This is a genomic window from Pseudomonas putida (assembly GCF_028682635.1).
In the GTDB taxonomy this organism is placed as follows: domain Bacteria; phylum Pseudomonadota; class Gammaproteobacteria; order Pseudomonadales; family Pseudomonadaceae; genus Aquipseudomonas; species Aquipseudomonas putida_AE.
Window position 1 is genome coordinate 96,182 of the sequence record NZ_JANHLK010000011.1, and the last position, 24,679, is coordinate 120,860.

Here is a 24,679-nt window from a genome sequence, read left to right on the forward strand (position 1 = left end):
ATGGACAGACAGACCTTGATGTTGTTCGCCGGGATTGGCGCGTTCCTGCTGCTGGCCTCGATCATCGGCCTGGTGCTCAAGCGCCGCACCCGCGGTACCGACAACCCGGTGATCGACAACCTCAACGCGCGGATCAACGCCTGGTGGGTGATGGTGCTGGTGATCGGGGTCGCCTTCTGGCTCGGCACCGGCGCGGTGATCCTGCTGTTCTACACCGTGTCGTTCTACGCCCTGCGCGAATTCCTGACCCTCACGCCCACCCGCCGCAGCGACTACCCGGCATTGGTCGCGGCCTTCTACCTGGCGCTGCCGCTGCAGTACCTGTTGATCTACTACGACTGGTACGGGCTGTTTTCGATCTTCATTCCGGTCTACGTGTTCTTGCTCCTGCCGATCCTCGCGTCCCTGGGCGGCGACAGCACGCACTTCCTCGAGCGCGCCTCGAAAGTCCAGTGGGGCCTGATGATCGCGGTGTTCTGCGTCTCCCATGTGCCCGCCCTGCTGACGTTGGACATCGTCGGGTATGAGGGACGAAACCTGCTGTTGATCGCCTATCTGGTGATCGTGGTGCAGATGTCGGATGTGCTGCAGTACGTGTGCGGCAAATTGTTCGGCAAACGCAAGATCGCCCCGAACCTGTCGCCCTCCAAGACCCTGGAAGGGTTTGTCGGCGGCATTGTCCTGGCCTCGCTGATCGGCTGTGCCTTGTGGTGGATCACGCCGTTCACCCCCTGGCAGTCACTGGTCATCGCCCTGCTGATCAACTTGCTGGGGTTCGCCGGCGGCATCGTCATGTCGGCGATCAAGCGCGACCGTGGCGTCAAGGACTGGGGGCACATGATCGAAGGCCATGGCGGCATGCTCGATCGACTGGACTCGGTGTGCTTTGCGGCGCCGATCTTCTTCCATCTGGTGCGCTATGGCTGGACTTGACCCCACCGAATCACGCCCACAAAAAAGGGCGCCTGATGGCGCCCTTTTTCTGCTCTGGCTTAGTGTTGCAGAGCCGGTTTTTGCGTCCCGTTGATCGGGATGCGCTTGGCTTTCGCCTCTTCCGGAACCACCCGCAACAGGTCGATGCTCAACAGACCGTTGCGCAGGTCCGCGGCCTTGATCTCGATGTGATCGGCCAGGCGGAACGACAGCTTGAACGCACGCTGGGCAATGCCCTGGTGCAGGAAGGTCACGCCCTCATTGGCGTCGCGTTTGCCACCACTGATGGTCAGCACACCCTTCTCGACTTGCAGGTCCAGGTCTTCTTCCTGGAAACCGGCCGCCGCCACGACGATGCGGTATTGATCGTCGCCGTGTTTTTCAACGTTGTAGGGTGGGTAGGTGCTGCCCGGCTCGTTGCGCAGCGCAGTTTCGAACAGGTCGTTGAAACGGTCGAAACCGACAGAGGAACGGAACAGTGGAGCCAGGGAAAATGCAGTACTCATGGTTCAAATCTCCTGAAAACAATCAGCAAGGTTTTTTGTCTCCGCGACCCGAATTCGGCATCGCGTAACCCTTAGATAGGGACCGCTGAGTGCATTTCAAGAGATTTTTTGAAGATTTTTTTCAGGCCGCTTCAGCCACCTGGAGCCCCAGCAAACGCGACACCTGGTCCAGTTCCGTCTCACGGCGCAGCACGCTGAACAGCTCGACCGCCTCGGGATAGTTGCGCGTCAGCATGGCCAGCCATTGCTTCAGGCGACCGGGCGATTGACGCGCGGTCATCTGCGCCTTGGCTTGCAGCCAGAAATCCTGGATCAATGGCAACAGCTCGGCCCAGGTCATCTCGACGACCTCTTCACCGGCCTTGGCCGCGACAATCTGCCGGGCCAGGTCGGGACGCGAGACCAGGCCGCGGCCGAGCATGATGTCTTCCACCCCACTGATTTCCCGGCAACGGCGCCAGTCTTCGACGCTCCAGATATCGCCGTTGGCGAACACCGGCACCTTGACCACTTCCTGTACGCGCGGGATCCACTCCCAATGCGCCGGCGGCTTGTAGCCATCGACCTTGGTCCGGGCATGCACCACGATATGCTCGGCGCCGCCCTCGGCCAGCGCGGTGGCGCAGACCAGCGAACCGTCCGGGCTGTCGAAGCCCAGGCGCATCTTGGCGGTCACCGGAATGTGCGCGGGCACGGCGCGTCGCACGTGCTCGACGATCTGGTTGAGCAGTTCGGGCTCCTTGAGCAACACCGCGCCGCCACGGGACTTGTTCACGGTCTTGGCCGGGCAGCCGAAGTTCAGGTCGATCACTTCAGAGCCCAGCTCGCAGGCCAGCGCGGCGTTTTCCGCCAGGCACACAGGATCCGAACCCAACAGCTGCACACGCAACGGCACACCGGAGGCCGTCCGGGCACCGTTGAGCAATTCCGGGCCGAATTTGTGGAAGTAGGCCGGCGTGAGCAACTGGTCGTTGACCCGAATGAACTCGGTCACGCACCAGTCGATGCCACCCACTCGGGTCAATACGTCGCGCAGGATGTCGTCGACCAGCCCCTCCATGGGCGCCAGGGCAATTTGCATGGGGAAAACACTACTCAAGGAAAAAACGTGCGGTAGTTTACCGGGTTTCACCCCCCTGTAGGAGCTGCCGCAGGCTGCGATCTCTTGACTTTGATTTTAAGATCAAAAGATCGCAGCCTGCGGCAGCTCCTACAGGGGGATTGTGTCAGGCAGGGGTTTGGATAGCGGGGCCGTAGCCTTCGATGAACTCCGTCGGCATGCGCTTGGGCTTGCCGCTGGACAGTTCGATGCAGACGAAGGTGGTCTGGGCGCGCAACAGAGTGGTGTTGTCGCTGGGACGCTTCAACTGGAAATGCCGGGTCATTTTCAGGCGCTGGTCCCAATCGACGATCCAGGTCGCCAATTGCAACTCGTCGCCTTCATAGGCAGCCGCCAGGTAATCGATCTCGTGGCGCACCACCGCCATCGCCCGGTCCAGGCGCCGATACTCGACCAGATCCAGGCCCAGGCGCTGGGAGTGGCGCCACGCACAGCGTTCGAGCCAGGTCACGTACACCGCGTTATTGGCGTGCCCCAGCCCATCGATGTCCTCGGCACCCACTTGCAGATCAATGATAAACGGCGTTGCCCGATCCCAGCCCATGCCCCACTCCCCGGTCAGATTGATTCGACCGGGGCAGTGTAACGGATGCTCAGGCCGATTGGCGCGATTGCAGGCTGCGACCGGCCAGCAGTGATAACACGCCATCAATGACCCGTGGGTCGGCCAGTACCCGCTGATGGCCGCCTTCCTGAAGGCGCAGCAGACGACTGTCGAACCAGGATTCGTGGATCAGTTGCGATTCCTTGACCGGAACGTGGGTGTCGTCTTCGGCATGCACGATCAGCCCAGGCATGTCGAGTTGGTAGTGCGCGACATCCAGCATCGCAGCGCGCATGCCGACATCGGTCTCGACCTGGCGGATGAACGCCGAACGGGCTTTCGGCGGCAGCCCTACATAGCGGGCGAAACCGCGCAATACTCCGAGGATCCGCGCCGGGGCAGCAATGCTGACCAGGGTTTCGGTACGCAGGCCCAACTGCACGGCGAGCATCGCACTGGCGCCGCCCATGGAGTGGCCGATGACCGCTTGCAGCGGCGGTAACTCGGCGGCGGCTTCGAGCATGGCACGGGCGAACAGCACCACGTTCGCCTCGCGCCCGGGAGAGCGACCATGGGCCGGGCCGTCCAGGGCGACCACCGAATAACCGGCATCGACCAGCGCCGTTATCAGGCTGGCGAACTGCGTGGGCCGCCCTTCCCAGCCGTGCATCAGCAATACTGCCGGGCCCTGCCCCCAACGCAGTGCCGACAGACCGAAACGCAGGGTGATGCGCTCCGACTTTGCCAGCAGCGGCAGCTCCCAGTCACGGGGCGGGAAGTCGCGCGGCGTCATGAACGCCAGGCGCATCTTGCTCGCCACCAGCTTCGGGGCGAACCAGCCCAAGGTGCCATTAACGCCACGAACCCACTTCAACGTGCTCATCGCATTCTCCCCAGGCCGCAGCCTTCAGGTCAACGCACCGCCGACTTGGCCGCGCGCAGCAATCGATCGGATAAATCACCGGGGCCCAGCGCCCGTGCCAGCGCCAGGCCGCCCACCATCAAGGCCAGGTCGGCCAGGGCTTTGTCGGTGTCTTCAGGACTGGCCGCCAACTGCGCGACCATCAGCTCCATATGTTCATTCAGCGCGATTCGAAACGCCTCGGGCAGGCGACCGAGCTCACCGATCGAGGCCGGGATCGGGCACGCCGACTCGCTGGAGTCGCGGTGCTTGCGTGACAGATAAAACGCTGCGACCAGGGTGCGGCGCTCTTCACCGGTCAATTGGGCATCCATGTCGGCAATCAGGTCACGGCGGTGACCCAGCAACTGCTTGAACGCCTCAAGCATCATGGCGTCCTTGCTTTCGAAGTGCGCATAAAAGCCGCCGACCGTCAGGCCGGCTGCGCCCATCACTTCGCCAACGCTCGGCTCGGCCGGACCACGCTGGATCAGCGCGGCGCTGGCAGCCTTGAGGATGCGTTCGCGGGTTTGAGCTTTTTTATCGTTCATCGTTGCCTCCGAATATTACGACTAGAATATTATTCTCATAATAATATTCTACAAGTCATGGATGTGACCGCTGGTCTGAAGAACAGTTTGAGAGAAAGAGGGAGATTTGGCCAAACGCCAGACAAACAAAAGGGCCATTCAATAATTGAATGACCCTTATAAAATCCCGCAGAGCGGGTAATCGTGGCGTCCCCTAGGGGACTCGAACCCCTGTTACCGCCGTGAAAGGGCGGTGTCCTAGGCCACTAGACGAAGGGGACACAAACCCTTCTATACAACTGATCAGTGCTGAGAGCTGATCGATTCAAGGCCGGTGTGGCCAGACCTTGAACTTGTAAAATTGGTGGAGCTAAGCGGGATCGAACCGCTGACCTCCTGCATGCCATGCAGGCGCTCTCCCAGCTGAGCTATAGCCCCGGATTTTTCGCCTCGCGGCGGAACGACATCTTGCAACATCGTTTCTGTAAAACTGGCGTCCCCTAGGGGACTCGAACCCCTGTTACCGCCGTGAAAGGGCGGTGTCCTAGGCCACTAGACGAAGGGGACGCAAACCCTTCTATACAACAGATCAACGCTGAGTGCTGATCGCTTCAAGGCCGGTGTGGCCAGACCTTGAAGTGTAAATTGGTGGAGCTAGACGGGATCGAACCGTCGACCTCTTGCATGCCATGCAAGCGCTCTCCCAGCTGAGCTATAGCCCCTCATCGTTGATGCATCTTCGATGTCATCGCTGAGGACGGGGCGAATCTTAAGGGCGTATCGAAAGCCTGTCAAACTTATTTTTCAAAAAATTTAAAATTTTTTGCCGACATAACAACCACTTACCGCCCTCGCCCAAGAAATCCGGGAGGTTTACACAGAACACGGACCTGTAGGAGCTGCCGCAGGCTGCGATCTTTTGACGTTGGCTTTATAGAAGCAAGATCAAAAGATCGCAGCCTGCGGCAGCTCCTACAGGGGGAAATCAGGCGATCGCGCCCAACAGCTTTTCCCACTCCTTGTTTTCTTTCTTCGACACGCCGCCCAGCAGGTCGATCGCCTGGCGCAGACGGAAACGGGTCAGGTCCGGCCCGAGGATTTCCATTGCATCAAGCACCGACACCGAACTGGCTTGCCCTGTGATCGCGGCGAACATCAGCGGCATGGCATCACGCAGCTTCAGCTCCAGGGATTCGACCACCGCCTGGATGGTCGCGGTGATGTTGTCTTTTTCCCACTGGCGCAGGCTTTCGAGTTTCCACAGGATCAACTGCATCAACTGGCGAACCTGGTCACCCGACAGCTTCTTCGATTCGAACAGCGTGGCGTCGGGGTTCACGCCACCGGCAAAGAAGAACCCGGCCAGCGGTGCCACCTGGCTGAAGGTCTCGACGCGGCCCTGCACGTGCGGCGCGATCTTCATCATGTAATCGGAATTGAATGCCCACTTCTGCACGCGCGCGGCGAATTCTTCCACCGGCAGGTCACGCAGCCACTGGCCGTTGAGCCAAGACAGCTTCTCGATGTCGAAAATCGGCCCGCCAAGGGAGACGCGCTTGAGGTCGAAATTGTCGACCATTTCCTGCAGCGAGAACTTCTCGCGCTCGTCCGGCATCGACCAGCCCATGCGGCCCAGGTAGTTGAGCATGGCTTCAGGCATGAAGCCCATGCGCTCGTAGAAGGTCACCGACGTCGGGTTCTTGCGCTTGGACAGCTTGCTCTTGTCCGGGTTACGCAGCAGCGGCATGTAGCACAGCTCCGGTTGTTCCCAACCGAAGTACTCGTAAAGCAGGATCAGTTTCGGTGCCGATGGCAGCCACTCTTCGCCGCGCAATACGTGGGTGATGCCCATCAGGTGGTCATCGACCACGTTGGCCAGGAAGTACGTCGGCAGGCCGTCGGTCTTCATCAGGACTTGCATGTCCATGCGGTCCCACGGGATTTCCACGTCGCCACGCAGCATGTCCGGCACCACGCAGACGCCTTCGCTCGGCACCTTCATGCGGATCACGTGCGGTTCACCAGCGGCCAGGCGGCGCGCCACTTCTTCCTTGGACAGCAACAGCGCGCGGCCGTCGTAACGCGGGGTTTCGCCACGGGCCATTTGCTCGGCGCGCATCTGGTCCAGCTCTTCGGCGGTGCAGAAGCACGGGAAGGCATGGCCCATTTCGACCAACTGCTGGCAATACTTCTGGTAAATATCGCCGCGCTCACTCTGCCGGTACGGACCGTGCGGGCCGCCGACGTCCGGGCCTTCGCTCCAGTCGATGCCCAGCCAGCGCAGGGCGTCGAAAATCTGCTGTTCCGATTCGCGGGTCGAGCGCAGCTGGTCGGTGTCCTCGATCCGCAGGATGAACTCACCGCCGTGCTGCTTGGCAAAGCAGTAGTTGAACAATGCGATGTAAGCGGTACCTACGTGGGGGTCCCCGGTAGGCGATGGCGCGATGCGCGTGCGGACGGTGGTCATGGCAAGTCTCGAAAAAGAAGGTCAAACAAAGGGCGAATGGTAACAGGCGACACCCGCCCCGCTCCAGTGAACAGGGCATTTAAGCCAAGGTTGCGTCTACAACGCGCGTATAGCGTGGTGAATGGCCGAATATCAGCCGATGGCATTTACCGTTTATCGGCTGTATGCCAGATTCACCTGCTGATAACTTTCCTTACATATTCTCGACTACAGTTTGCCCCATGCCTGCCCAACTCAAGCGTCGCCTGTCCATCTTCCTGTTGATTGTCCTGCTGATCGCCGGGGGCTTTTTTGCCCATTGGTTTTTCAACGGGCGCTTTTATGAAAGCACTGACAACGCCTATGTCCAGGGCGAGATCACCCGCGTGTCGAGCCAGTTGGGTGCACGAATCGATCAGGTGCTGGTGCAGGACAACCAGCACGTCGAGAAAGGCCAGTTGCTGATCAGGCTCGAAGGCGACGATTTCCGCCTCGCCGTCGACCGCGCCAATTCGACCCTCGCCACCCGCCAGGCCGAACGCCTGCAAGCCCAGAGCAAACTGACCCAGCAGGCCAGCCTGATTGCCGCCAGCGATGCGCAAGTGGCATCCAGCCAGGCAAGCCTGGGCCGCTCCCAGATCGACCTGACCCGCGCCGAGACCTTGCGCAAGCCCGGTTATGTCTCCGAAGAGCGCGTGACCACCCTCTCCGCCGACAACCACATCGCCCGCTCGCAACTGACCAAAGCCCAGGCGGATGCCCAGGGACAACGCCAGCAGGTCAACGCATTGACCGCTGAAATCAAACGCCTCGACGCGCAGATCGCCAATGCCAGGGCCGACCTGGCCCAGGCCGAGCTGAACCTCACCCGCAGTGAAATCCATGCGCCGATCAGCGGCCTGATCGGCCAGCGTGCCGCCCGTGAAGGCCAGTACGTGCAGGCCGGCGCCTACCTGCTGTCGGTGGTGCCCGATGAAGACATCTGGATCCAGGCCAACTTCAAGGAAACCCAGATCGGCCACATGCAGCCCGGGCAGAAGGCCGAGCTGACCTTCGACGCCTACGGCGACACGCCGATCGAGGCGCGGGTCGACAGCCTGTTCGCCGCCTCGGGTGCGCAGTTCAGCCTGCTGCCGCCAGACAATGCCACCGGCAACTTCACCAAGGTCGTACAACGCATACCGGTCAAACTGACTTTCGCCGCCGACAACCCGCTGCGCGGCAAGATTCGCCCGGGCATGTCGGTGACCGCCAAGGTGAACATCAAGGACGCACCGGACAACGCCAGCGCCAAACTGAGCAGCCAAGACAGCCCTGACGATGGCCGGTGATCAACTGATCCGCCCGGTCGGCGAGCCGACCCGGCGGGACTGGATTGCGGTGATGAGCGTGATGCTCGGCGCCTTCATGGCGGTGCTCGACATCCAGATCACCAACTCCTCGCTCAAGGACATCCAGGGCGCGCTGTCGGCAACCCTGGAAGAAGGCTCGTGGATTTCCACCTCGTACCTGGTGGCGGAAATCATCATGATTCCCCTCACCGCCTGGCTCGTGCAGCTATTGTCGGCGCGGCGCCTGGCGGTGTGGGTGTCCCTCGGCTTCCTCGTCGCCTCCTTACTGTGTTCCATGGCCTGGAGCCTGGAAAGCATGATTGTCTTCCGCGCCCTCCAGGGTTTTACCGGCGGCGCCCTGATTCCGCTGGCGTTCACCATGACGCTGATCAAACTCCCTGAACATCACCGTGCCAAAGGCATGGCCATGTTTGCCATGACCGCCACTTTCGCGCCCTCCATCGGCCCGACGCTGGGCGGCTGGCTGACCGAAAACTGGGGCTGGGAATACATCTTCTACATCAACATTCCGCCCGGCCTGATCATGATCGCCGGCCTGCTGTACGGCCTGGAGAAGAAGGAAGCGCACTGGGAACTGCTTAAAAGCACCGACTACGCCGGCATCGTTACCCTGGGCGTCGGCCTGGGCTGCTTGCAGGTGTTTCTCGAAGAAGGCCATCGCAAGGACTGGCTGGAGTCGGACCTGATCGTGAGCCTGGGCAGCATCGCCCTGATCAGCCTGATCACCTTCGTGATCGTGCAGTTTTCCAAACCCAATCCGCTGATCAACCTCGGCATCCTGGGCAATCGCAACTTCGGCCTGTCGAGCATTTCCAGCATCGGGATGGGGGTTGGCCTGTACGGCTCGATCTACCTGTTGCCGCTGTATCTGGCGCAGATTCAGAACTACAACGCCCTGCAGATCGGCGAAGTGATCATGTGGATGGGCGTGCCGCAGCTGTTCCTGATTCCGCTGGTACCCAAGCTGATGAAGTATGTCTCGCCGAAATGGCTGTGCACGGTGGGCTTCGGACTCTTCGGGTTGGCGAGTTTTTCTTCGGGCGTACTGAATCCGGACTTCGCCGGGCCGCAGTTCAATCAGATCCAGATCATTCGTGCCTTGGGCCAGCCGCTGATCATGGTCACCATTTCCCTGATCGCCACGGCGTACATCCTGCCCCAGGATGCGGGGTCGGCATCGAGCCTGTTCAACATCCTGCGCAACCTCGGCGGCGCCATCGGCATCGCCCTGCTCGCCACGCTGCTGGATGCGCGAACCAAGACTTACTACGATTATTTGCGCGAAGCGATCGTGCCGACCAACCCGCAGGTGGCGGAGCGGATGGCGTCACTGACGGATCGGTTCGGCAGTGAAGCCGCAGCTTTGGGCAAGCTCAGTGAGATCGCCCACCAGCAGGCGTCGATCATGGCCTATAACGATGCGTTTCATTTTGTCGGGATAGCGCTGGGGATCAGCATGCTGGCGGTGTTGTTGACCAGGAAGTTGCCGGAGGGGTTGAAGGCCGGCGAAGCCCATTGAGGCCACCGCAACCTCTGTAGGAGCTGGCTTGCCAGCGAATCGATGGTGGCCCTGATGCCGCCTTCGCTGGCAAGCCAGCTCCTACAGGTCAACGGTGTCCGTGCTTTTTCAGACTGTGATCAAGCGCTCGCGCAACTTGGCAATCTCATCACGCATCTGCGCCGCCGCTTCGAACTCCAGGTCCCGCGCCAGCTGGTACATCTTCTCTTCCAGCGCCTTGATGCGCTTGGCAATCTCGCCCGGCGAGCGCAATTCGGCTTCGTACTTGGCGTTTTCTTCGGCGGCCTTGGCCATGCCCTTGCGCTTCTTGCTGCGCGAGCCCGGCACGGTGGCGCCTTCCATGATGTCGGCCACGTCCTTGAACACGCCCTTGGGCGTGATGCCGTTGGCCAGGTTGAAGGCGATCTGCTTGTCGCGGCGACGCTCGGTTTCGCCAATCGCCCGCTCCATGGAGCCGGTGATCCGGTCGGCATACAGGATCGCCCGGCCATTGAGGTTACGTGCCGCCCGACCGATGGTCTGGATCAGCGAGCGCTCGGAACGCAGGAAACCTTCCTTGTCGGCATCGAGGATCGCCACCAGCGACACCTCCGGCATGTCCAGGCCCTCGCGCAGCAGGTTGATCCCCACTAGCACATCGAAGGTGCCAAGGCGCAAATCGCGGATGATTTCCACACGTTCCACGGTGTCGATGTCCGAGTGCAGGTATCGCACGCGCACGCCGTGATCGGCCAGGTAATCGGTCAAATCTTCGGCCATGCGCTTGGTCAGCGTCGTCACCAGCACCCGCTCTTCCAGGGCGACGCGCTTGGTGATTTCCGACAGCAAGTCGTCGACCTGGGTCAGTGCCGGGCGGATCTCGATTTGCGGGTCCACAAGGCCAGTGGGGCGCACCACCATGTCAATGACACGCCCGGCATGTTCGGCTTCGTAGTTGCCCGGCGTTGCCGAGACGAAAATCGTCTGCGGGCTGATACTTTCCCACTCGTCGAAACGCATCGGCCGGTTGTCCAGCGCCGACGGCAGGCGGAAGCCATATTCCACCAGCGTCTCCTTGCGTGACCGGTCACCTTTGTACATCGCGCCAACTTGCGGCACGCTGACGTGGGATTCGTCGATCACCAGCAAGGCATCGGCCGGCAGGTAATCGTAAAGGGTCGGCGGCGGCGCCCCGGCTTCGCGACCGGACAGGTAACGCGAGTAGTTCTCGATGCCGTTGCAATAACCCAGCTCGAGAATCATCTCCAGGTCAAACCGGGTGCGCTGCTCCAGGCGCTGGGCTTCCACCAGCTTGTTGTTGGAACGCAGGTATTCCAGGCGCTCCTGCAACTCGACCTTGATGCCTTCGACGGCGCCCATCAGGGTTTCCCGGGGCGTCACGTAGTGGCTTTTCGGGTAGAAGGTGAAACGCGGCAGCTTGCGGATGACTTCTCCGGTCAGCGGATCGAAGGCCGACAGGCTTTCCACTTCATCGTCGAAGAGTTCGATGCGGATCGCTTCGAAATCCGATTCCGCCGGGTGGATATCGATCACGTCGCCGCGCACACGGAAGGTCGCACGGGCGAACTCCATGTCATTGCGGGTGTATTGCAGGTCGGCCAGGCGCCGCAGCAGTTCACGCTGGTCGAGCTTGTCGCCGCGATCCACGTGCAGAACCATCTTCAAGTAGGTTTCCGGGCTGCCCAGGCCATAGATGCACGACACCGTGGTGACGATGATCGCGTCCTTGCGCTCCAGCAATGCCTTGGTCGCGGACAACCGCATCTGCTCGATGTGATCGTTGATCGAGGCGTCTTTCTCGATGAAGGTGTCCGAAGACGGCACGTAGGCTTCGGGCTGGTAGTAGTCGTAGTAGGAAACGAAGTACTCCACGGCGTTGTTCGGGAAGAACGCCTTGAACTCACCGTACAACTGCGCGGCCAGGGTCTTGTTCGGCGCCAGCACCAGGGTCGGGCGCTGCACCTGGGCGATCACGTTGGCGATACTGAAGGTCTTGCCCGAACCGGTCACACCGAGCAACGTCTGGTGCGCCAGCCCGGCTTCGATGCCCTCGACCATCAGGCGGATGGCTTCCGGTTGATCGCCGGCGGGCTCGAAACGGGTGACTAGCTGGAATTCAGACATGTAGAACCTCTGGGATCACTCTTGCCGGTGAAACCGACACGAACGAGAAAGACCACAAACGACCGATGTCGCCCGAGGAAAAAACTGGATTGCGCTCAATGTGGAGTCGATTGCCAGCGCTTTCAAGGCAAACGTCCTACAACGGGTAAAGACTTAGACGACGCCAATCGACTAACGGTCGAAAAATAATCGGAAAAACTTACCTTAAAAGCGGATTCGTCTGTCGCCATCACTCGCGGATGGCCTCTATACTAGCTCCCCGTTTGTGCACCGCTCTAGTGCATTCGGCTGGAGCGCGACACGTCCCTCCACTCTCCATTCAGAGCCGCCGCAAAAATGAGCCTGTTCTCCGCTGTCGAAATGGCACCACGCGATCCAATCCTGGGCCTCAACGAAGCATTCAACGCCGATACCCGTACCAACAAGGTCAACCTGGGCGTCGGTGTTTACTGCAACGAGGAGGGGAAAATTCCACTCCTGCGCGCCGTTGTCGAAGCCGAAACCATTCGCGTCGCTCAACACGCTTCCCGTGGCTACCTGCCAATCGACGGCATCGCCGCCTACGACCAGGCCGTGCAAAAACTGCTGTTCGGCAATGATTCGCCGCTGATCGCCGCTGGCCGCGTCATCACCACCCAGGCCGTTGGCGGTACCGGCGCCCTGAAAATCGGTGCCGACTTCCTCAAGCAACTGCTGCCAAACGCCGTCGTGGCGATCAGCGACCCAAGCTGGGAAAACCACCGCGCACTGTTCGAAACCGCCGGTTTCCCGGTGCAGAACTATCGCTACTACGATGCCGCCACCCATGACGTGAACCGCGCGGGCCTGCTGGAAGACCTGAACGCCCTGCCGTCCGGCTCAATCATTGTCCTGCACGCCTGCTGCCACAACCCGACCGGCGTGGACCTGAGCCCGGCGGACTGGAACAACGTCCTGGAAGTGGTGAAAGCCAAAGGTCACGTGCCGTTCCTCGACATGGCGTACCAGGGTTTCGGCGATGGCATCGACGAAGACGCCGCTGCCGTGCGCCTGTTCGCCGAATCGGGCCTGACCTTCTTCGTCTCCAGCTCGTTCTCCAAATCGTTCTCGTTGTACGGCGAGCGCGTTGGTGCCCTGTCGATCGTCAGCGAATCGAAAGAAGAAAGCGCGCGCGTCCTGTCGCAAGTCAAACGCGTGATCCGCACCAACTACTCCAACCCGCCGACCCACGGCGCAAGCATCGTCGCTGCCGTGCTCAACAGCCCGGAACTGCGCGCCCAGTGGGAAGCCGAGCTGGCCGAAATGCGCCTGCGCATTCGTGGCATGCGCACGCAGATGGTCGACACCCTGGCGAAAAACGCGCCGCAGCGCGATTTCAGCTTCGTCGGTCGTCAGCGCGGCATGTTCTCCTACTCCGGTCTGTCCGTTGAACAAGTGCATCGCCTGCGCAACGAATTCGGCATCTACGCTCTGGACACCGGCCGTATCTGCGTGGCTGCGTTGAACCAGAGCAACATCAAGGTTGTGACGGATGCGATTGTTCAGGTGATCTGACTTTCGCGTGATACGAAAAACGGGAAGCCTTTGGGCTTCCCGTTTTTTATTTGTCGCAGATAATTCTCAAAGCCATGACCTCCCCCTCTAAACTGCACACAGATCAAAATGTGGGAGCGGGCTTGCTCGCGAATGCGTTCTGACTGCCACATTAATGTTGAATGTGCTGTCGTCTTCGCGAGCAAGCCCGCTCCCACAAGTTATGTGTACACCCGAGATACTTATGAGAGCCGATATGAAAAACGATGACCTACGTGCCGACCGCGATGACCTGGATGACTTCATCCCCCGCACCCCGGCCAAACAACGCGGCAACAACCTTGTGATGCAAGTCGCTGCCGGCGTGTTTCTCGGCGGCCTGGCCCTGTGGCTGGTGCAACTGGGCGCCACCGCGCTCTACGCCAAACTGATGCTGGGCACCATTACCTTCGGCGGCTAGGCCAGTTCGCTCGCGCGCTGGCTGGCAGCGTCGTCATAGGCGACATACAGCGATTCAGCAACCTGGCTTTTGATCGCCTTGGTGCTTTCCAGGCCCAGGACAAACCCCTCGGCCTTCCCCCCTGCACGGTTCAGCTCATCGGCGTTGCTGGCCTGGGTGATGGCATCGAACAGTTTTTCGGCGTGCGGGCCGACCCCCTTGGGCAGGCTGATTTGCGCGATGCTCATGGGAACACCCCGTTGCTTCGAGGTTGTGTGGCGGTCAAGCAAGTCATGGCGCGTACCTTATCGGCGAATGGCCGGCAGCGCGTGTAACCACTTCCGGGCCGCCATGTTAGCCCCCACAGGCAATTCCGGTAACCGCCAATCACCGATAAACCACCGTCCGTCCCGAGAAAACCCTCCCGCTGCTATCAAATGCTTGACTTCTCTTTTTGAATCAGTAACATAGGCGCCATTCCGCGATAGCTCAGTTGGTAGAGCAAGTGACTGTTAATCACTGGGTCCCTGGTTCGAGTCCAGGTCGTGGAGCCAGACAGCAAAATCGAAAAGCCCCTGAATCGAAAGATCCAGGGGCTTTTTTGTGGCCGATGTAAAAGTAAAAAAACCACAGCCTGCGGCATGTAGGAGCTGCCGCAGGCTGCGATCTTTTGATCTTAAGCGTTTAAACCGTCAGACATGCTCACTGCTTTTGGCATGCACCGCCCGTGGCTCGCCATGCCCGTGATCCACTTCAACCACCGGGATTTCCTTGCCATCACAGTCATGCAACTTGCCGTCGCTGAAGTAATCCCCTTCGCGCAATGCCGCCAGGTCCTGGTAGCGCAGTACCCGCTCGGTACCCGCCGCAAACACCGACTGCTGGTCGGAGTTACCGGCGGTGAGGTGGTTGAAGGTCAGGTTGAGCACGATGGCCATGATTGCCGAAGAGCTGATGCCCGAATGGAAGATCGTCGCGAACCAGCTTGGGAAGTGATCGTAGAAGTTCGGCGCGGCAATCGGGATCATGCCGAAACCGATGGAGGTCGCGACAATGATCAGGTTGACGTTGTTGCGGTAGTCGACCTTGGACAGTGTACGAATGCCACTGGCCGCGACGGTGCCGAACAGCACGATACCGGCCCCGCCGAGGACCGAAGTCGGAACGGCGGCGATGACGCGCCCCATGAACGGCAGCAGGCCGAGGATCACCAGGAACAGGCCGCCGGTGGCCACCACATAGCGGCTCTTGATCCCGGTCACCGCCACCAGTCCGACGTTCTGGGCGAAGGCGCTTTGGGTGAAGGAGCCGAAGATCGGTGCGATCATGCTCGACAGCATGTCCGCGCGCAGACCATTGCCCAGGCGCTTGGAATCGACCTTGGTGTCGATGATTTCACCCACGGCCAGGATATCGGCCGACGTCTCCACCAGCGTCACCATGACCACGATGCACATCGACAGGATCGCCGCGAAGTGGAAGGTCGGCATGCCGAAGTGGAAAGGTGTAGGGAAACCGAACATCGGGCCCTGGCCGACGGAGGAGAAATCCGCCATGCCGAGGAACACCGCGACGACCGTACCGATGACCATCGCCAACAGGATCGACAACCGGGAGATGGTGGCGCTGCCGATCTTGCTCAGCAACAGCACCAACACCAGCGTCATCGCTGCCAGGCCGATGTTGGCCATGCTGCCAAAGTCAGGGGCATGACTGTTGCCACCCATGGCCCAGCGTGCCGCCACCGGCATAAGCGTCAGGCCGATGGTGGTGATCACGATACCTGTGACCAGCGGCGGGAAGAACTTGGTAATTCGCGAGAACACCGGTGTGATCAGCAACCCGATCAGGGACGCGGCTATCACCGCCCCCAGGATCGACTGAAATCCACCCTCGCCTCCACTGCTGACGATCGCCACCATGGTCGCGACGCCGGAAAACGACACGCCCTGCACCAGCGGCAACTGACAACCGAAAAACGGTAGACCCAGGGTTTGCAGCAACGTGGCCAGCCCCCCCGCAAACAATGAAGCAGCAATCAACAATCCAATGTCCGCCGGCGAGAGGCCGGCCGCCTGACCAATGATCAAAGGCACCGCGACGATGCCACCGTACATGGTCAGAACATGTTGCAGGCCGTAAGCCATATTCGCGCCGATCCCGAGATTTTCATCTTCAGGCCGTTGGTGTGAAACATGGGGCGTTTTCATGTTAGGGGGTTCCCTGGTTTTTGTTATGCGCACACTGTATTCAATACTCAGGACAAATGTCCATAGAGTTGTATACAACTTGCCAGTCAAATTATGAACGGTCGTTCATGCAGACTGTGTGCCACCACGCTCCTTCTCATAAAAAACCTTGAAATACATCCGTCCGGCCCATTGTCCTGCGCCCACTAGTCTTTTGAATTCATGGCGACCATCGGTAGTAATCGCCGTCTTCCAAATACATATAAAGTATGCATAATGAAGCCATTCGAAATTCAGTATCACAAGGCGAAGAATGCGGCCAACAAACTCAAGCATCTGGGCATCAGCCTCGCAGAGACAGAGCCCGTGTTCTACGACGAACGTGCCCTGACCTTGCAGGACGATCACCATGATGAACCGCGCTGGATCATCATGGGGCTGGATGGCAAGGGGCGTTTGCTGGTCGTTGCGTACACCTACCGTGAACCGAATTTCGTTCGAATCATTTCCGCGCGCCTCGCCAGCAAAAACGAGCGCCGCCAGTATCTGGAGGCTTGACCCATGAAAGACGAGTACGACTTCAGCCATGCCAGCCGCGGGGCGGTTGCCCCCGGCAAAGGCAAGACCCGCATCACCATCATGCTCGACGACGTCGTCATCGAGGCAGCGCGAGCGCTCGCGGAAAGCGAGGGTTATGGCTACCAGACCGCGATCAACAACACGCTGCGCCGGGCGTTGCTGACCGAACACGACAAGGCAGGGACCGGAACTGTTAAACACCTGAAAAAGGGCATCACCGGCTCTGATCTGAAAAGCCTGGAAAAAAAGCTCGCGCAAGCCCTTAGCGAAATTCAGCGGTTGATGGAGCCCGAAGCCCGTCCGTAGGCACGAAAAAGGGGCAGGCTGATCCAATCTGCCCCTTTTTTGTGTGCACGATGATCCGCCTATTGCGGCACTATCAATCTCTCAAGTGTGCGCATCAATGTCGCATTGTTTGGCACCCGAATCCCGAACTCGCTTTCCAGTACACCCATCAACTCCTGCACATCGGCCACTTCCCGGCGTTCGCTGTCATGCCCCATGCGATGGATCGCAAAGCTGCCGTTATTGAGGGTACGACGCCAGCCCTCCCCCGTCCGCGCCACCATCAGTTGCCTGGCGAAGGACGATTCGGGGTGGGTCGAGACATACCAGTTGCCGACGGCGTAATCGATGTCCTCCTGGCGTTGCAGGTCGAAGATGTACATCGCGCGCCACTCCTCCCCGACCTTCGCGCGAAGGGTGTAGCCGTCGGCATGCTGCTCGATCCGATACGGCTCGTGAGGCGTCGACTGTTCATCACGGCTGTCGAGCAACAGCGGTACGGTGGGCACCATGCCGCCGAAGCCGACGTCAGTGATGTAGCGCACGCCATCGAGCGTCACCAGGCTCAAGCGGTGCGTTCGAGCGGTCCAGGCGCCTTCTGGCTGGCCCATCACCACACGCCCGCTGATGCCCCGCGCTTCGTAGCCAAGCGCCTGCAGCAAAGCCAGAAAGAGATAGTTGAGCTCGTAGCAGTAACCGCCACGTCCATCCTGCAGGACCTTTTGCTCGATCGACTTCAGGTCGATGCGCACCGGTTCGCCCGCCAGCGTAGTGAGGTTTTCAAACACAAAGGCGCCGGTGTGGCGCAATTGAAGCAGGCGCAGGGTGTCAAGGGTCGGTGCCGGGGGAGCATCGAAGCCCAGACGTTGCAGGTATGACGCAAGGTTTGTCAGACGTGGCTCGCTCATCGCTAGATCCTTATGCACGCAAGCTGCGGATCGCTCCGCCAGGGGGGCTATGTATAAAGGATGAAGGGCCACGGCCGACAATTGATTTAGCCAATCGGCCGGCAAGACAATTCACCGGCGCTTGCGCGAGCCCAATTGAATCCAGGTGGGCGCATGGTCGCTGGCATGGGGCTCGTTGCGCACCCAGGCATCGACCCCGGCTTCTTCGAGGTAAGGACTCAAGGCCGGGTTGAGCAACAGGTGATCGATGCGCAAGCCGGAGTTCTTTTGCCAGTGCTGGCGAAAATAGTCCCAGAAGGTGTAGACCCTCTCCTGCGGATACAGATGACGTACGGCATCGGTCCAGCCCTGGTCCAGCAGACGCTGATAACACTCACGGCTCTCGGGTTGCAGCAAGGCATCCTTGAGCCAGGAACGCGGGTTATAGATGTCGAGATCGGTGGGCACCACATTGTAGTCACCCGCCAGCACCACCGGATGCTCGCTGCCCTGCAGCGATTGCGCGTAGCGTATCAGGCGCTCGAACCAGGCCAGCTTGTAATCGAACTTCGGCCCGGGTTGCGGATTGCCATTGGGCAAATACAGGCAACCCACCAGCACCCCGTGGACGGCCGCTTCCAGATACCGACTGTGATTATCGTCGTCATCGCCCGGCAGACCTCGGCGGCTTTCCAGCGGCTGCGCATCCCGGGCCAGTATCGCCACCCCGTTCCACGACGCTTGCCCCTGCCAGATCGCCCCGTAGCCGATGGCCTCAAGCTGCGCGGCGGGAAATGCGCTGTCGACCGACTTGAGCTCCTGCAGACAGGCGATGTCCGGCTGCTCACGCTCCAGCCAGGCCAACAGATTCGGCAGGCGGGCGCGCATGCCGTTGACGTTGAACGTCGCGATTCGCAACTTTTTCATGACCACCGTCCCGTTTGGCTGGGCCTTTTGGGTGTGACCGCGCCGCCTGCAAGGTGTTCGGTCGGTCACGGCCTGTGCCACTCGTCATCCAGCCGGCACCAACCACCCTGCCCTTCACACCAACTTCAGGTAACGACTCATCTTTTGGAGACGGACCATGATCAACACCAAAATCACTTCGCTGTTTCTCGCTGGATTGCTCTGCGCGGCGCCCTTGGCCACTTTCGCAGAATCCGGCGATGGCGCTGACGCGACGGGCACCAAATCCGGTGCTACCAGCGGCCCGGTCATGCCGCCCGACAACACGCCAAGCTCGCCCTCGGGCGGCAACGCCGGTGACGGTGGCGCAACCGGCTCTTCGAGTGGGAGTGCGGGTGGCAGCAGCAGTTCGGGTGCCGGAGGGGGTACCGGGGCCGGCGGCGGGACTGGCGGGGCTGGCGGCGGGACGGGTAGCTGAACGCGTAAAGGCAGCCGATGGTGATTCAGCGTCGGCTGCCTTTATAGGATGCGCCTACATCTGCTTGACCGCCGGAGGATTCCACTTGCCATTCAACGCCTCGGCCTTCGGACCGTACAAGCGCATGGTCAGGTTGAACGGCCCCTTGGGCGCCGGCAGCCAATTGGCTTCCAGCTCCTTGCCGGGGCTTTCGTTCTGGAAATAGATATCCAGCGAACCGTCGGCGTTGCTCTTGAACGGCATCCAGCTGCTGACCGCGAAGCGGTTGAGCCCGTTGCCCACCTGGAAACCTTCGGGGTCGTACAGCGTGATCGACCAGAAGGCGTTCACCGGAGGCGTCTCGTCCTTGGGGAAATGCAGTACGTACTTGTGCGCTCCATCGAGGGTCTTGCCGTTTTCATCGCCCATATTCAACGGATAAATCGCGTCTTCGGGCAAGTTGGCGCCGAGCCCCATCTGCGCCACGATCGCGCGCTTGAGGTAGTAGTTGCCGTAGACGCCCATGGTGTCGGTGTTCATCGACCACCCGTTGACTACTCGCGCCAGGGTCGGCACCTTCCACGCCATCAGCGCTTGTGCGTCCTTGGGTGCAGTCTCCAGGGCGGCTTTTATTTCCGGGTCCAGTGCATTCATGTCGAACGACTTGCCCGGCTCGATGCCGATACGCTTGAGCTGCGCCAGTAGCGGCTGATCGGTGCTGTGGGCGGGATGCACCTTGAGCAGCTCGGCGGCATAGGCGAAGTAGTCGGCCGCCGACAGGGTGTCGACCTGGATTTTCGGTGGGGTCGTCATGTCCACGGCCGGGTCGATCTTGACACTGACCGGCTCTGCGCCCTTGCCCAGCCGCGACAACGGCGTCACGGTGTAGCCGGCCTGGATCTTGTGCACCGCCGCGTAGTCCGCCGCGCCATCGGTCTTGGTTCGCCCGATGACCCAGACAAAGGGCGTCGGCGCCGGCAGGTGGTTGAGTCCAGCAGGCACAGTGCCGGTCCAGCCCGGTGGCGTTACCAGGAATTGCGCGGCGTCGGTACCCGTGGTGCGCCATCCGGGCGATGCGAATACGTCACTCCACATGTCGAGCATCGGCAGCAAGTAAAAACGTCCGGCGGTGTCCGGGGCGGCGATGACCAGCGGCTCCTTGGTCAGGTCGAGCCATGCAATGGAATACAAGGTGTCGAAGTTCGAGCGCACCACCCCTTTGAAATTCGCCGGCGGGTACTCGGGCACACTCACGAACATGTTCATCGGGCCCTTGCCGAATTCCTTGCCCGGTTCGATGTTGGTGAATTGCTTGCGGGTGATGTCCATGGTCAACAGCGGATAAAAATAAACGTAGGCATCCACGCCGATGGCGTGGGCTTCTTCTGCGGTCATTTTCGCTTGCGCATGACTGACCAGCGGCAAGACAGCGCTGGACACAAGGGTAAGGGCAATGGCGGTCAATGCTTGGGTTATCGACATGGTGGCGATCGTCCGTGCGATGGGGAGATCTGCCGGGAGCGGCAGAGCTACCGCAACTCTAGACGATCAATTGCCCAAGTTCTGACAGGCGGACAATCGGGCAATCGAACCTCGCCTCAACGATCCGATCGCATCAGCGCCTCGACCCCGCCCTCCATCGACAACACCGCCGAACGGTTTCTACCCGAATGTTTGGCCTGATACAGGGCAGCATCCGCGCGCTGGATGAACACCTCCATGCTGTCACGCCCCGTCGGCACGAACGAATAACAACCGAGGCTTACGGTCACGTATCCGGTAGGCGAGCCCGTATGGACGATGTTCTTGCCCATGACGCTGCGGCGAATCTGTTCGGCGAGGGTCATGGCACCATGGAGATCGGTGTCAGGCAGCAACACCGCAAACTCTTCTCCACCGTAACGCACCGCCAAATCGGCCTTGCGATGGCAGCAGCTCTTCACGGCCCGGGCCACTTCGGCCAGGCAGTGATCGCCCACCACATGACCGTAGGTGTCGTTGTAGCGCTTGAAGAAATCGATATCGAGCATGATCAGGCTCAACGGGCTGTTTTGCCGGGCGCCGCGGCCGAATTCGATATCCAGGGCTCGCTCGAACAGCCTCCGATTGGCCAGGCCGGTCAGGCTGTCGTGGGTGGCAATCAGCTCCAGCGCCTGCTGAGCCATGCGCAGATCCGCCTCGACCTGTTCACCGACACGCACCTGGCGAATGAACACCCAACCGATCAGGCCAACGCCCAGCATCACCAGCACGACGATCGCACTGGAACGAAACGCCGTGTCGTACCAGTCCGCCAGGATCGAGTCCCGGGACGAGGCCGCCGAGACCACGAGGGGGTATGCCTCCAGCTGCCGATAGCCATACAGGCGGACAATGCCATCCACTTGGGAAGCGAACATCGCGTTGCCGGAAGTCGCCTGGGGCAACAGGTTCTGAAAGATTTCCCCCTTGGCCAATGAGGTACCGATCTGCGCCTGCACATAGGGTCGACGGGCCAGCAGCGTGCCATCGGTCAGCGCCAGAAACATCGCGCCGTTGTCGTCGATACTGAAGCTTTTGAAGAACTGCTCGAAGTACGACATCTTGATCCCGGCCAGCAGCACCCCCTGGAACTGGCCATTGCGGTCGTTGACCCGCCGGGAGATCGGAATGATCCATTCGCCATTTTCCCGACTGCGGATGGCCGGGCCGATGTGCGCCACGGTCGAGACGTTCTGTTGGTGAAACTTGAAGTACTCGCGATCTGCCACGCCGCTGCCGCGAGGCAGTGCCGCAAATGAGGTGACGACCCACTGGCCCTTTTGGTCGAACAGCAGGATGCCGTGCAATTGGCTGAGCGCCTGCACCCGTCGGGTGAAGGTCTTCTGCAAGCGCGGACGCTGGGCCGCGCCGAACCCATCGGCCTGGATCCAGTCAACCAGGCTGGTCAGCACCAGGTCGGCTTGCATAAAGGTGTCTTCGGCCTGCTGTGCCATGGCCCGCGTCAGGTTCGACGAAGCGACCTGGGCCTGGCTCAGGTCGTGGCGCCGGGATTGTTCCAGTTGCAGATAAAGCAAGGCGCACAGGCACAGGCACACCGTGCCGATAAACCACACTGCCGCCTTGCGCAGCGGGATGCGCTTCAGGGCGACGCCGGGGGCGTGGTACAGGTCATCAAGGCGTGTTGGCAAAAATGCGCTCCCTGAAAGGGCAAGGCATGAGCGACACCCCATGCCCCTGGTTTCGGGCGCCAAGTCTACGGTGTTCCAAACGGGAAAAGGGCACCAGACGCCAAATGGTTGCCCCGCCCACCTGGAAACCGTCAGAGGGCCTGACGCAGGACAACAACCTGATCGCCCTCAACCAGCTAGGATGTGTCTTACACCACGTCAGGGAATTGAACATGAGCAAGGCAGACGAGCTCGCGATAAAATTGAAACAGACCCGATCTACCGGCATTGGTCAGGCGATCGACAGCTGGCCGGGCCAGGTCTACGAGCTGTATCACCAGATCGAGGCCTGGCTGCAGCCTTTGACCGAGGCCGGTCTGGTCCTGCGGCGCAACCCCACTCACGTCTTCGAGAGTCACCCGCTGGGTGACACGTTCGACTATGCCATCGACCAACTGGTGATCAGCGCCAATCGCCTGAGCATCACGTTCGACCCTGTTGCGCGCTTTACGGCGGATGGCGAAGGGCGAGTCGAAATTCACTGCCAGGGCAACGAACTTGCCCTGTTGCGCACCGTGGACGAACACGGTGCAACACATTGGTGGCTGCAAGGGATCGAGCAGGCTGCCACGCGACCGGATGCGGTGGCGCTGACAGAAAACAATCTGCTGTCGGTGGTACAGGCAGGACTGGCGCTCTGATCAGCGCAAAGGTGGAACCCGGATATCCCCGGCGCGGCATTGGGTCTTCACGCCTTTGCCGCAAGAGGCAAACGCCAGGTCCTTGTCCATGCAGACCCGAACCTCCGACAATTCCGGCCCCCTGCAGATCACCACAATGCCATCCGCCGGAATCTGCGGATTGCTCTGGCGGAACATCCGCGTTATGTCCGCGGCTGTAAAATAATGCGTGGTGCTCAAGGGTTGCAGTTGCTCGGGAATGCTGACCGCGCCCAGGGCCTTGTCGGAGGCCTCCAGGTACCCGTCGGCGCCGAGGCCGCTGCACGTGCCGTGCTTGGCCCATTCGTGCTCGAGTAGTTTCCTCGACGGGTATAACATCAAGCCCTTGGCCCGCTCCTCTGCCGAGAGCTTCTCCCTCGGCGCGCAGGACTTCGGCCAACCGCCCCCGGTGTATTGCGGCCAGAGGCCGTGAAGCACAAAGCCATAGCCTTTGCCGGAACATTGCGCGTCGTCAGCATGGGTCAGGCAGTAAGTGGGTGACCAGGACAGCGCCAACAGGTAGTAATCAAACACCCCTGCCACGGATGCCGGCCCGCCATTTCGCGAGTCCCGGGCGCTGCTCGTGCCGACGCTGGCGAACGTCAACAGGATCAGCGCGACCACGGCGTATAGTCTGTTCATCGGCACGCTCCCGCAGGGTGGCTTGACCGATGATGGGTCGATCAAAAGCCGCTACTTTGGCATAGCCACCAGCGCTTTCGCACCACGAGAGTGAGTCGAAATAATTAATGTCGCGTGATCCGTCAGAGCAACCTGTCGAGCTCTTGCAGCGTCATCCGGGGGATCACCCGCGGTGGAATTTTCGAGATGTCGGACAGGTTGTAAACCTGAAAATCCTTGTTCACCACCTGCTGCGACAGGATCTTGAACGACGGCAGGATTCGCGTATGAAAATGCTCATCGAGCACACAGGGAGAAGCGAAACTGCCCGACCTCTCATAGAAGCGCCCCGCCGTCGGGTCCAGGTCGACGCCCACCAGGAATACCCGGGTAAATCCCAGGTGGTAGGCAAGCTGCAAAGCCAGGTAGGCGACGGTACGGGCGTCAAAAAAACCACGTTTGAGATTCTTGCTGAAACCCAGGGTTTTGTTGCGGCCACTGCCTAGCCTGCGGACCCTGACCAAATCCTTGTCTGTCCTGAAAAATTCGCTCCACGAAAGCCTGGGTGCCCGGCTCAGCAAGTACAGCTTGCCCTGAGGCTTTACCGAGGTGTGCCAGATATGTTTTTCCCACAGCGCAACCCGCTCGCTGAGGCGCATGGCTTCGGTAAACAGTTCCGGTTGCTGCTCGGAAAAACCCTGATCCGTACAGACATAGAAGTACGGCTTGATCCCCGTCCCGGTGAATTTCGAAATGGCACCGTTCATGGTAATCATTGGAACGCCGGCATACTTGTGTAACGGGAAATCTTTTGCCGACGCACCCGACGCCACGATGAACACGGGACCCGTTTGAGTGTTGCGGCACTCATCCAGATCATGCACCCGAAACGAATCTGTGATGTGTGTCATTTTTTTATCGGCAACATCCATCGTCAATGTCTCTATCCCTGTTATTGATC

General features: G+C 60.4%; 24 protein-coding genes and 5 tRNA genes. 10 read left to right on the plus strand and 19 right to left on the minus strand.

Translation table 11 applies throughout. From position 1 onward, the window contains the following. Complete coding sequence (locus NPS56_RS15710; protein ID WP_274075433.1) at window positions 1-933, plus strand: phosphatidate cytidylyltransferase; 933 nt, start codon at window positions 1-3, stop codon at window positions 931-933. Window positions 934-992: 59 nt separating this feature from the next. On the opposite strand, the gene NPS56_RS15715 is transcribed toward NPS56_RS15710, so the two are convergent. From NPS56_RS15715 to gltX, 10 genes are all read right to left on the minus strand, one after another. Continuing rightward, window positions 993-1,439, minus strand: coding sequence for an Hsp20 family protein (locus NPS56_RS15715; protein ID WP_046817890.1), 447 nt, complete (start codon window positions 1,437-1,439; stop codon window positions 993-995). Between the two features lie 121 nt (window positions 1,440-1,560). Continuing rightward, a complete protein-coding gene (locus tag NPS56_RS15720) occupies window positions 1,561-2,520 on the minus strand; it encodes a tRNA dihydrouridine synthase (RefSeq protein WP_274075434.1) in 960 nt (319 codons plus the stop codon). A 145-nt stretch (window positions 2,521-2,665) separates the two neighbouring features. Then, window positions 2,666-3,103 carry an acyl-CoA thioesterase gene (locus tag NPS56_RS15725; protein WP_274075435.1) on the minus strand — a complete coding sequence of 146 codons (438 nt, stop codon included), beginning with the start codon at window positions 3,101-3,103 and terminating at the stop codon, window positions 2,666-2,668. Window positions 3,104-3,152: 49 nt separating this feature from the next. Then, entirely contained in the window at window positions 3,153-3,986 is an 834-nt protein-coding gene (locus NPS56_RS15730) for an alpha/beta fold hydrolase (RefSeq protein ID WP_274075436.1), read from the minus strand. 29 nt (window positions 3,987-4,015) lie between these two features. Continuing rightward, window positions 4,016-4,555 (minus strand): TetR/AcrR family transcriptional regulator, encoded by a 540-nt coding sequence (locus tag NPS56_RS15735; protein WP_274075437.1) that lies wholly within the window; start codon window positions 4,553-4,555, stop codon window positions 4,016-4,018. 184 nt (window positions 4,556-4,739) lie between these two features. Continuing rightward, a tRNA-Glu gene (locus NPS56_RS15740) sits at window positions 4,740-4,815 on the minus strand. Window positions 4,816-4,896: 81 nt separating this feature from the next. Then, a tRNA-Ala gene (locus NPS56_RS15745) sits at window positions 4,897-4,972 on the minus strand. 53 nt (window positions 4,973-5,025) lie between these two features. Further along, window positions 5,026-5,101 (minus strand) — tRNA-Glu (locus NPS56_RS15750). A 79-nt stretch (window positions 5,102-5,180) separates the two neighbouring features. Continuing rightward, window positions 5,181-5,256, minus strand: a tRNA-Ala gene (locus tag NPS56_RS15755). A 263-nt stretch (window positions 5,257-5,519) separates the two neighbouring features. Continuing rightward, window positions 5,520-7,001, minus strand: a complete 1,482-nt coding sequence (gltX, locus tag NPS56_RS15760; protein ID WP_274075438.1) for a glutamate--tRNA ligase — start codon at window positions 6,999-7,001, stop codon at window positions 5,520-5,522. A 221-nt stretch (window positions 7,002-7,222) separates the two neighbouring features. Between gltX and NPS56_RS15765 the strand changes: the two genes are divergently transcribed. Further along, window positions 7,223-8,311 (plus strand): HlyD family secretion protein, encoded by a 1,089-nt coding sequence (locus tag NPS56_RS15765; protein ID WP_274075439.1) that lies wholly within the window; start codon window positions 7,223-7,225, stop codon window positions 8,309-8,311. A gap of 49 nt (window positions 8,312-8,360) precedes the next feature. Continuing rightward, window positions 8,361-9,851, plus strand: a complete 1,491-nt coding sequence (locus NPS56_RS15770) for an MDR family MFS transporter (RefSeq protein ID WP_274075522.1) — start codon at window positions 8,361-8,363, stop codon at window positions 9,849-9,851. 108 nt (window positions 9,852-9,959) lie between these two features. On the opposite strand, the gene uvrB is transcribed toward NPS56_RS15770, so the two are convergent. Further along, window positions 9,960-11,975 (minus strand): excinuclease ABC subunit UvrB, encoded by a 2,016-nt coding sequence (uvrB, locus tag NPS56_RS15775; RefSeq protein ID WP_274075440.1) that lies wholly within the window; start codon window positions 11,973-11,975, stop codon window positions 9,960-9,962. A gap of 336 nt (window positions 11,976-12,311) precedes the next feature. On the opposite strand from uvrB, the gene NPS56_RS15780 reads away from it, so the two are divergent. Both NPS56_RS15780 and NPS56_RS15785 read left to right on the plus strand, forming a co-directional pair. Then, window positions 12,312-13,508, plus strand: coding sequence for an amino acid aminotransferase (locus NPS56_RS15780; protein ID WP_274075441.1), 1,197 nt, complete (start codon window positions 12,312-12,314; stop codon window positions 13,506-13,508). 235 nt (window positions 13,509-13,743) lie between these two features. Further along, window positions 13,744-13,947, plus strand: a complete 204-nt coding sequence (locus NPS56_RS15785; protein WP_111282164.1) for a hypothetical protein — start codon at window positions 13,744-13,746, stop codon at window positions 13,945-13,947. Here NPS56_RS15785 and NPS56_RS15790 read toward each other — a convergent pair. Then, window positions 13,944-14,174: a hypothetical protein gene (locus tag NPS56_RS15790; RefSeq protein ID WP_274075442.1), complete on the minus strand. Its 231-nt coding sequence runs from the start codon at window positions 14,172-14,174 to the stop codon at window positions 13,944-13,946. The genes NPS56_RS15785 and NPS56_RS15790 overlap by 4 nt on opposite strands. A 230-nt stretch (window positions 14,175-14,404) precedes the next feature. On the opposite strand from NPS56_RS15790, the gene NPS56_RS15795 reads away from it, so the two are divergent. Then, window positions 14,405-14,480: transfer RNA gene (locus tag NPS56_RS15795), tRNA-Asn, on the plus strand. Between the two features lie 138 nt (window positions 14,481-14,618). Here the strand turns inward: NPS56_RS15795 and NPS56_RS15800 are convergent. After that, entirely contained in the window at window positions 14,619-16,136 is a 1,518-nt protein-coding gene (locus tag NPS56_RS15800; protein ID WP_274075443.1) for a nucleobase:cation symporter-2 family protein, read from the minus strand. 255 nt (window positions 16,137-16,391) lie between these two features. Between NPS56_RS15800 and NPS56_RS15805 the strand changes: the two genes are divergently transcribed. Continuing rightward, on the plus strand, window positions 16,392-16,673 hold the full coding sequence (locus NPS56_RS15805) for a BrnT family toxin (RefSeq protein ID WP_274075444.1): 282 nt from the start codon (window positions 16,392-16,394) through the stop codon (window positions 16,671-16,673). Between the two features lie 3 nt (window positions 16,674-16,676). Continuing rightward, a complete protein-coding gene (locus NPS56_RS15810) occupies window positions 16,677-17,000 on the plus strand; it encodes a BrnA antitoxin family protein (protein WP_274075445.1) in 324 nt (107 codons plus the stop codon). A 59-nt stretch (window positions 17,001-17,059) separates the two neighbouring features. Here the strand turns inward: NPS56_RS15810 and NPS56_RS15815 are convergent, their stop codons facing one another. After that, complete coding sequence (locus tag NPS56_RS15815; RefSeq protein ID WP_274075446.1) at window positions 17,060-17,887, minus strand: arylamine N-acetyltransferase family protein; 828 nt, start codon at window positions 17,885-17,887, stop codon at window positions 17,060-17,062. Window positions 17,888-17,998: 111 nt separating this feature from the next. Continuing rightward, window positions 17,999-18,793 carry an exodeoxyribonuclease III gene (locus tag NPS56_RS15820; protein WP_274075447.1) on the minus strand — a complete coding sequence of 265 codons (795 nt, stop codon included), beginning with the start codon at window positions 18,791-18,793 and terminating at the stop codon, window positions 17,999-18,001. A gap of 157 nt (window positions 18,794-18,950) precedes the next feature. Here NPS56_RS15820 and NPS56_RS15825 point away from each other — a divergent pair, with 157 nt between their 5' ends. Continuing rightward, window positions 18,951-19,250 carry a hypothetical protein gene (locus NPS56_RS15825; RefSeq protein ID WP_274075448.1) on the plus strand — a complete coding sequence of 100 codons (300 nt, stop codon included), beginning with the start codon at window positions 18,951-18,953 and terminating at the stop codon, window positions 19,248-19,250. Between the two features lie 54 nt (window positions 19,251-19,304). Here NPS56_RS15825 and NPS56_RS15830 read toward each other — a convergent pair whose 3' ends face one another. Both NPS56_RS15830 and NPS56_RS15835 read right to left on the minus strand, forming a co-directional pair. Next, window positions 19,305-20,711 carry a DUF1254 domain-containing protein gene (locus NPS56_RS15830; protein WP_274075449.1) on the minus strand — a complete coding sequence of 469 codons (1,407 nt, stop codon included), beginning with the start codon at window positions 20,709-20,711 and terminating at the stop codon, window positions 19,305-19,307. Between the two features lie 116 nt (window positions 20,712-20,827). After that, a complete protein-coding gene (locus NPS56_RS15835; RefSeq protein ID WP_274075450.1) occupies window positions 20,828-22,399 on the minus strand; it encodes a sensor domain-containing diguanylate cyclase in 1,572 nt (523 codons plus the stop codon). Window positions 22,400-22,611: 212 nt separating this feature from the next. On the opposite strand from NPS56_RS15835, the gene NPS56_RS15840 reads away from it, so the two are divergent. Further along, window positions 22,612-23,079, plus strand: a complete 468-nt coding sequence (locus NPS56_RS15840; RefSeq protein ID WP_274075451.1) for a hypothetical protein — start codon at window positions 22,612-22,614, stop codon at window positions 23,077-23,079. On the opposite strand, the gene NPS56_RS15845 is transcribed toward NPS56_RS15840, so the two are convergent. Further along, complete coding sequence (locus NPS56_RS15845; RefSeq protein WP_274075452.1) at window positions 23,080-23,739, minus strand: ribonuclease T2; 660 nt, start codon at window positions 23,737-23,739, stop codon at window positions 23,080-23,082. It abuts the gene before it with no gap. A 122-nt stretch (window positions 23,740-23,861) separates the two neighbouring features. Next, on the minus strand, window positions 23,862-24,650 hold the full coding sequence (locus NPS56_RS15850) for a lipopolysaccharide biosynthesis protein (protein ID WP_274075453.1): 789 nt from the start codon (window positions 24,648-24,650) through the stop codon (window positions 23,862-23,864). Between the last annotated feature and the right edge of the window lie 29 nt (window positions 24,651-24,679).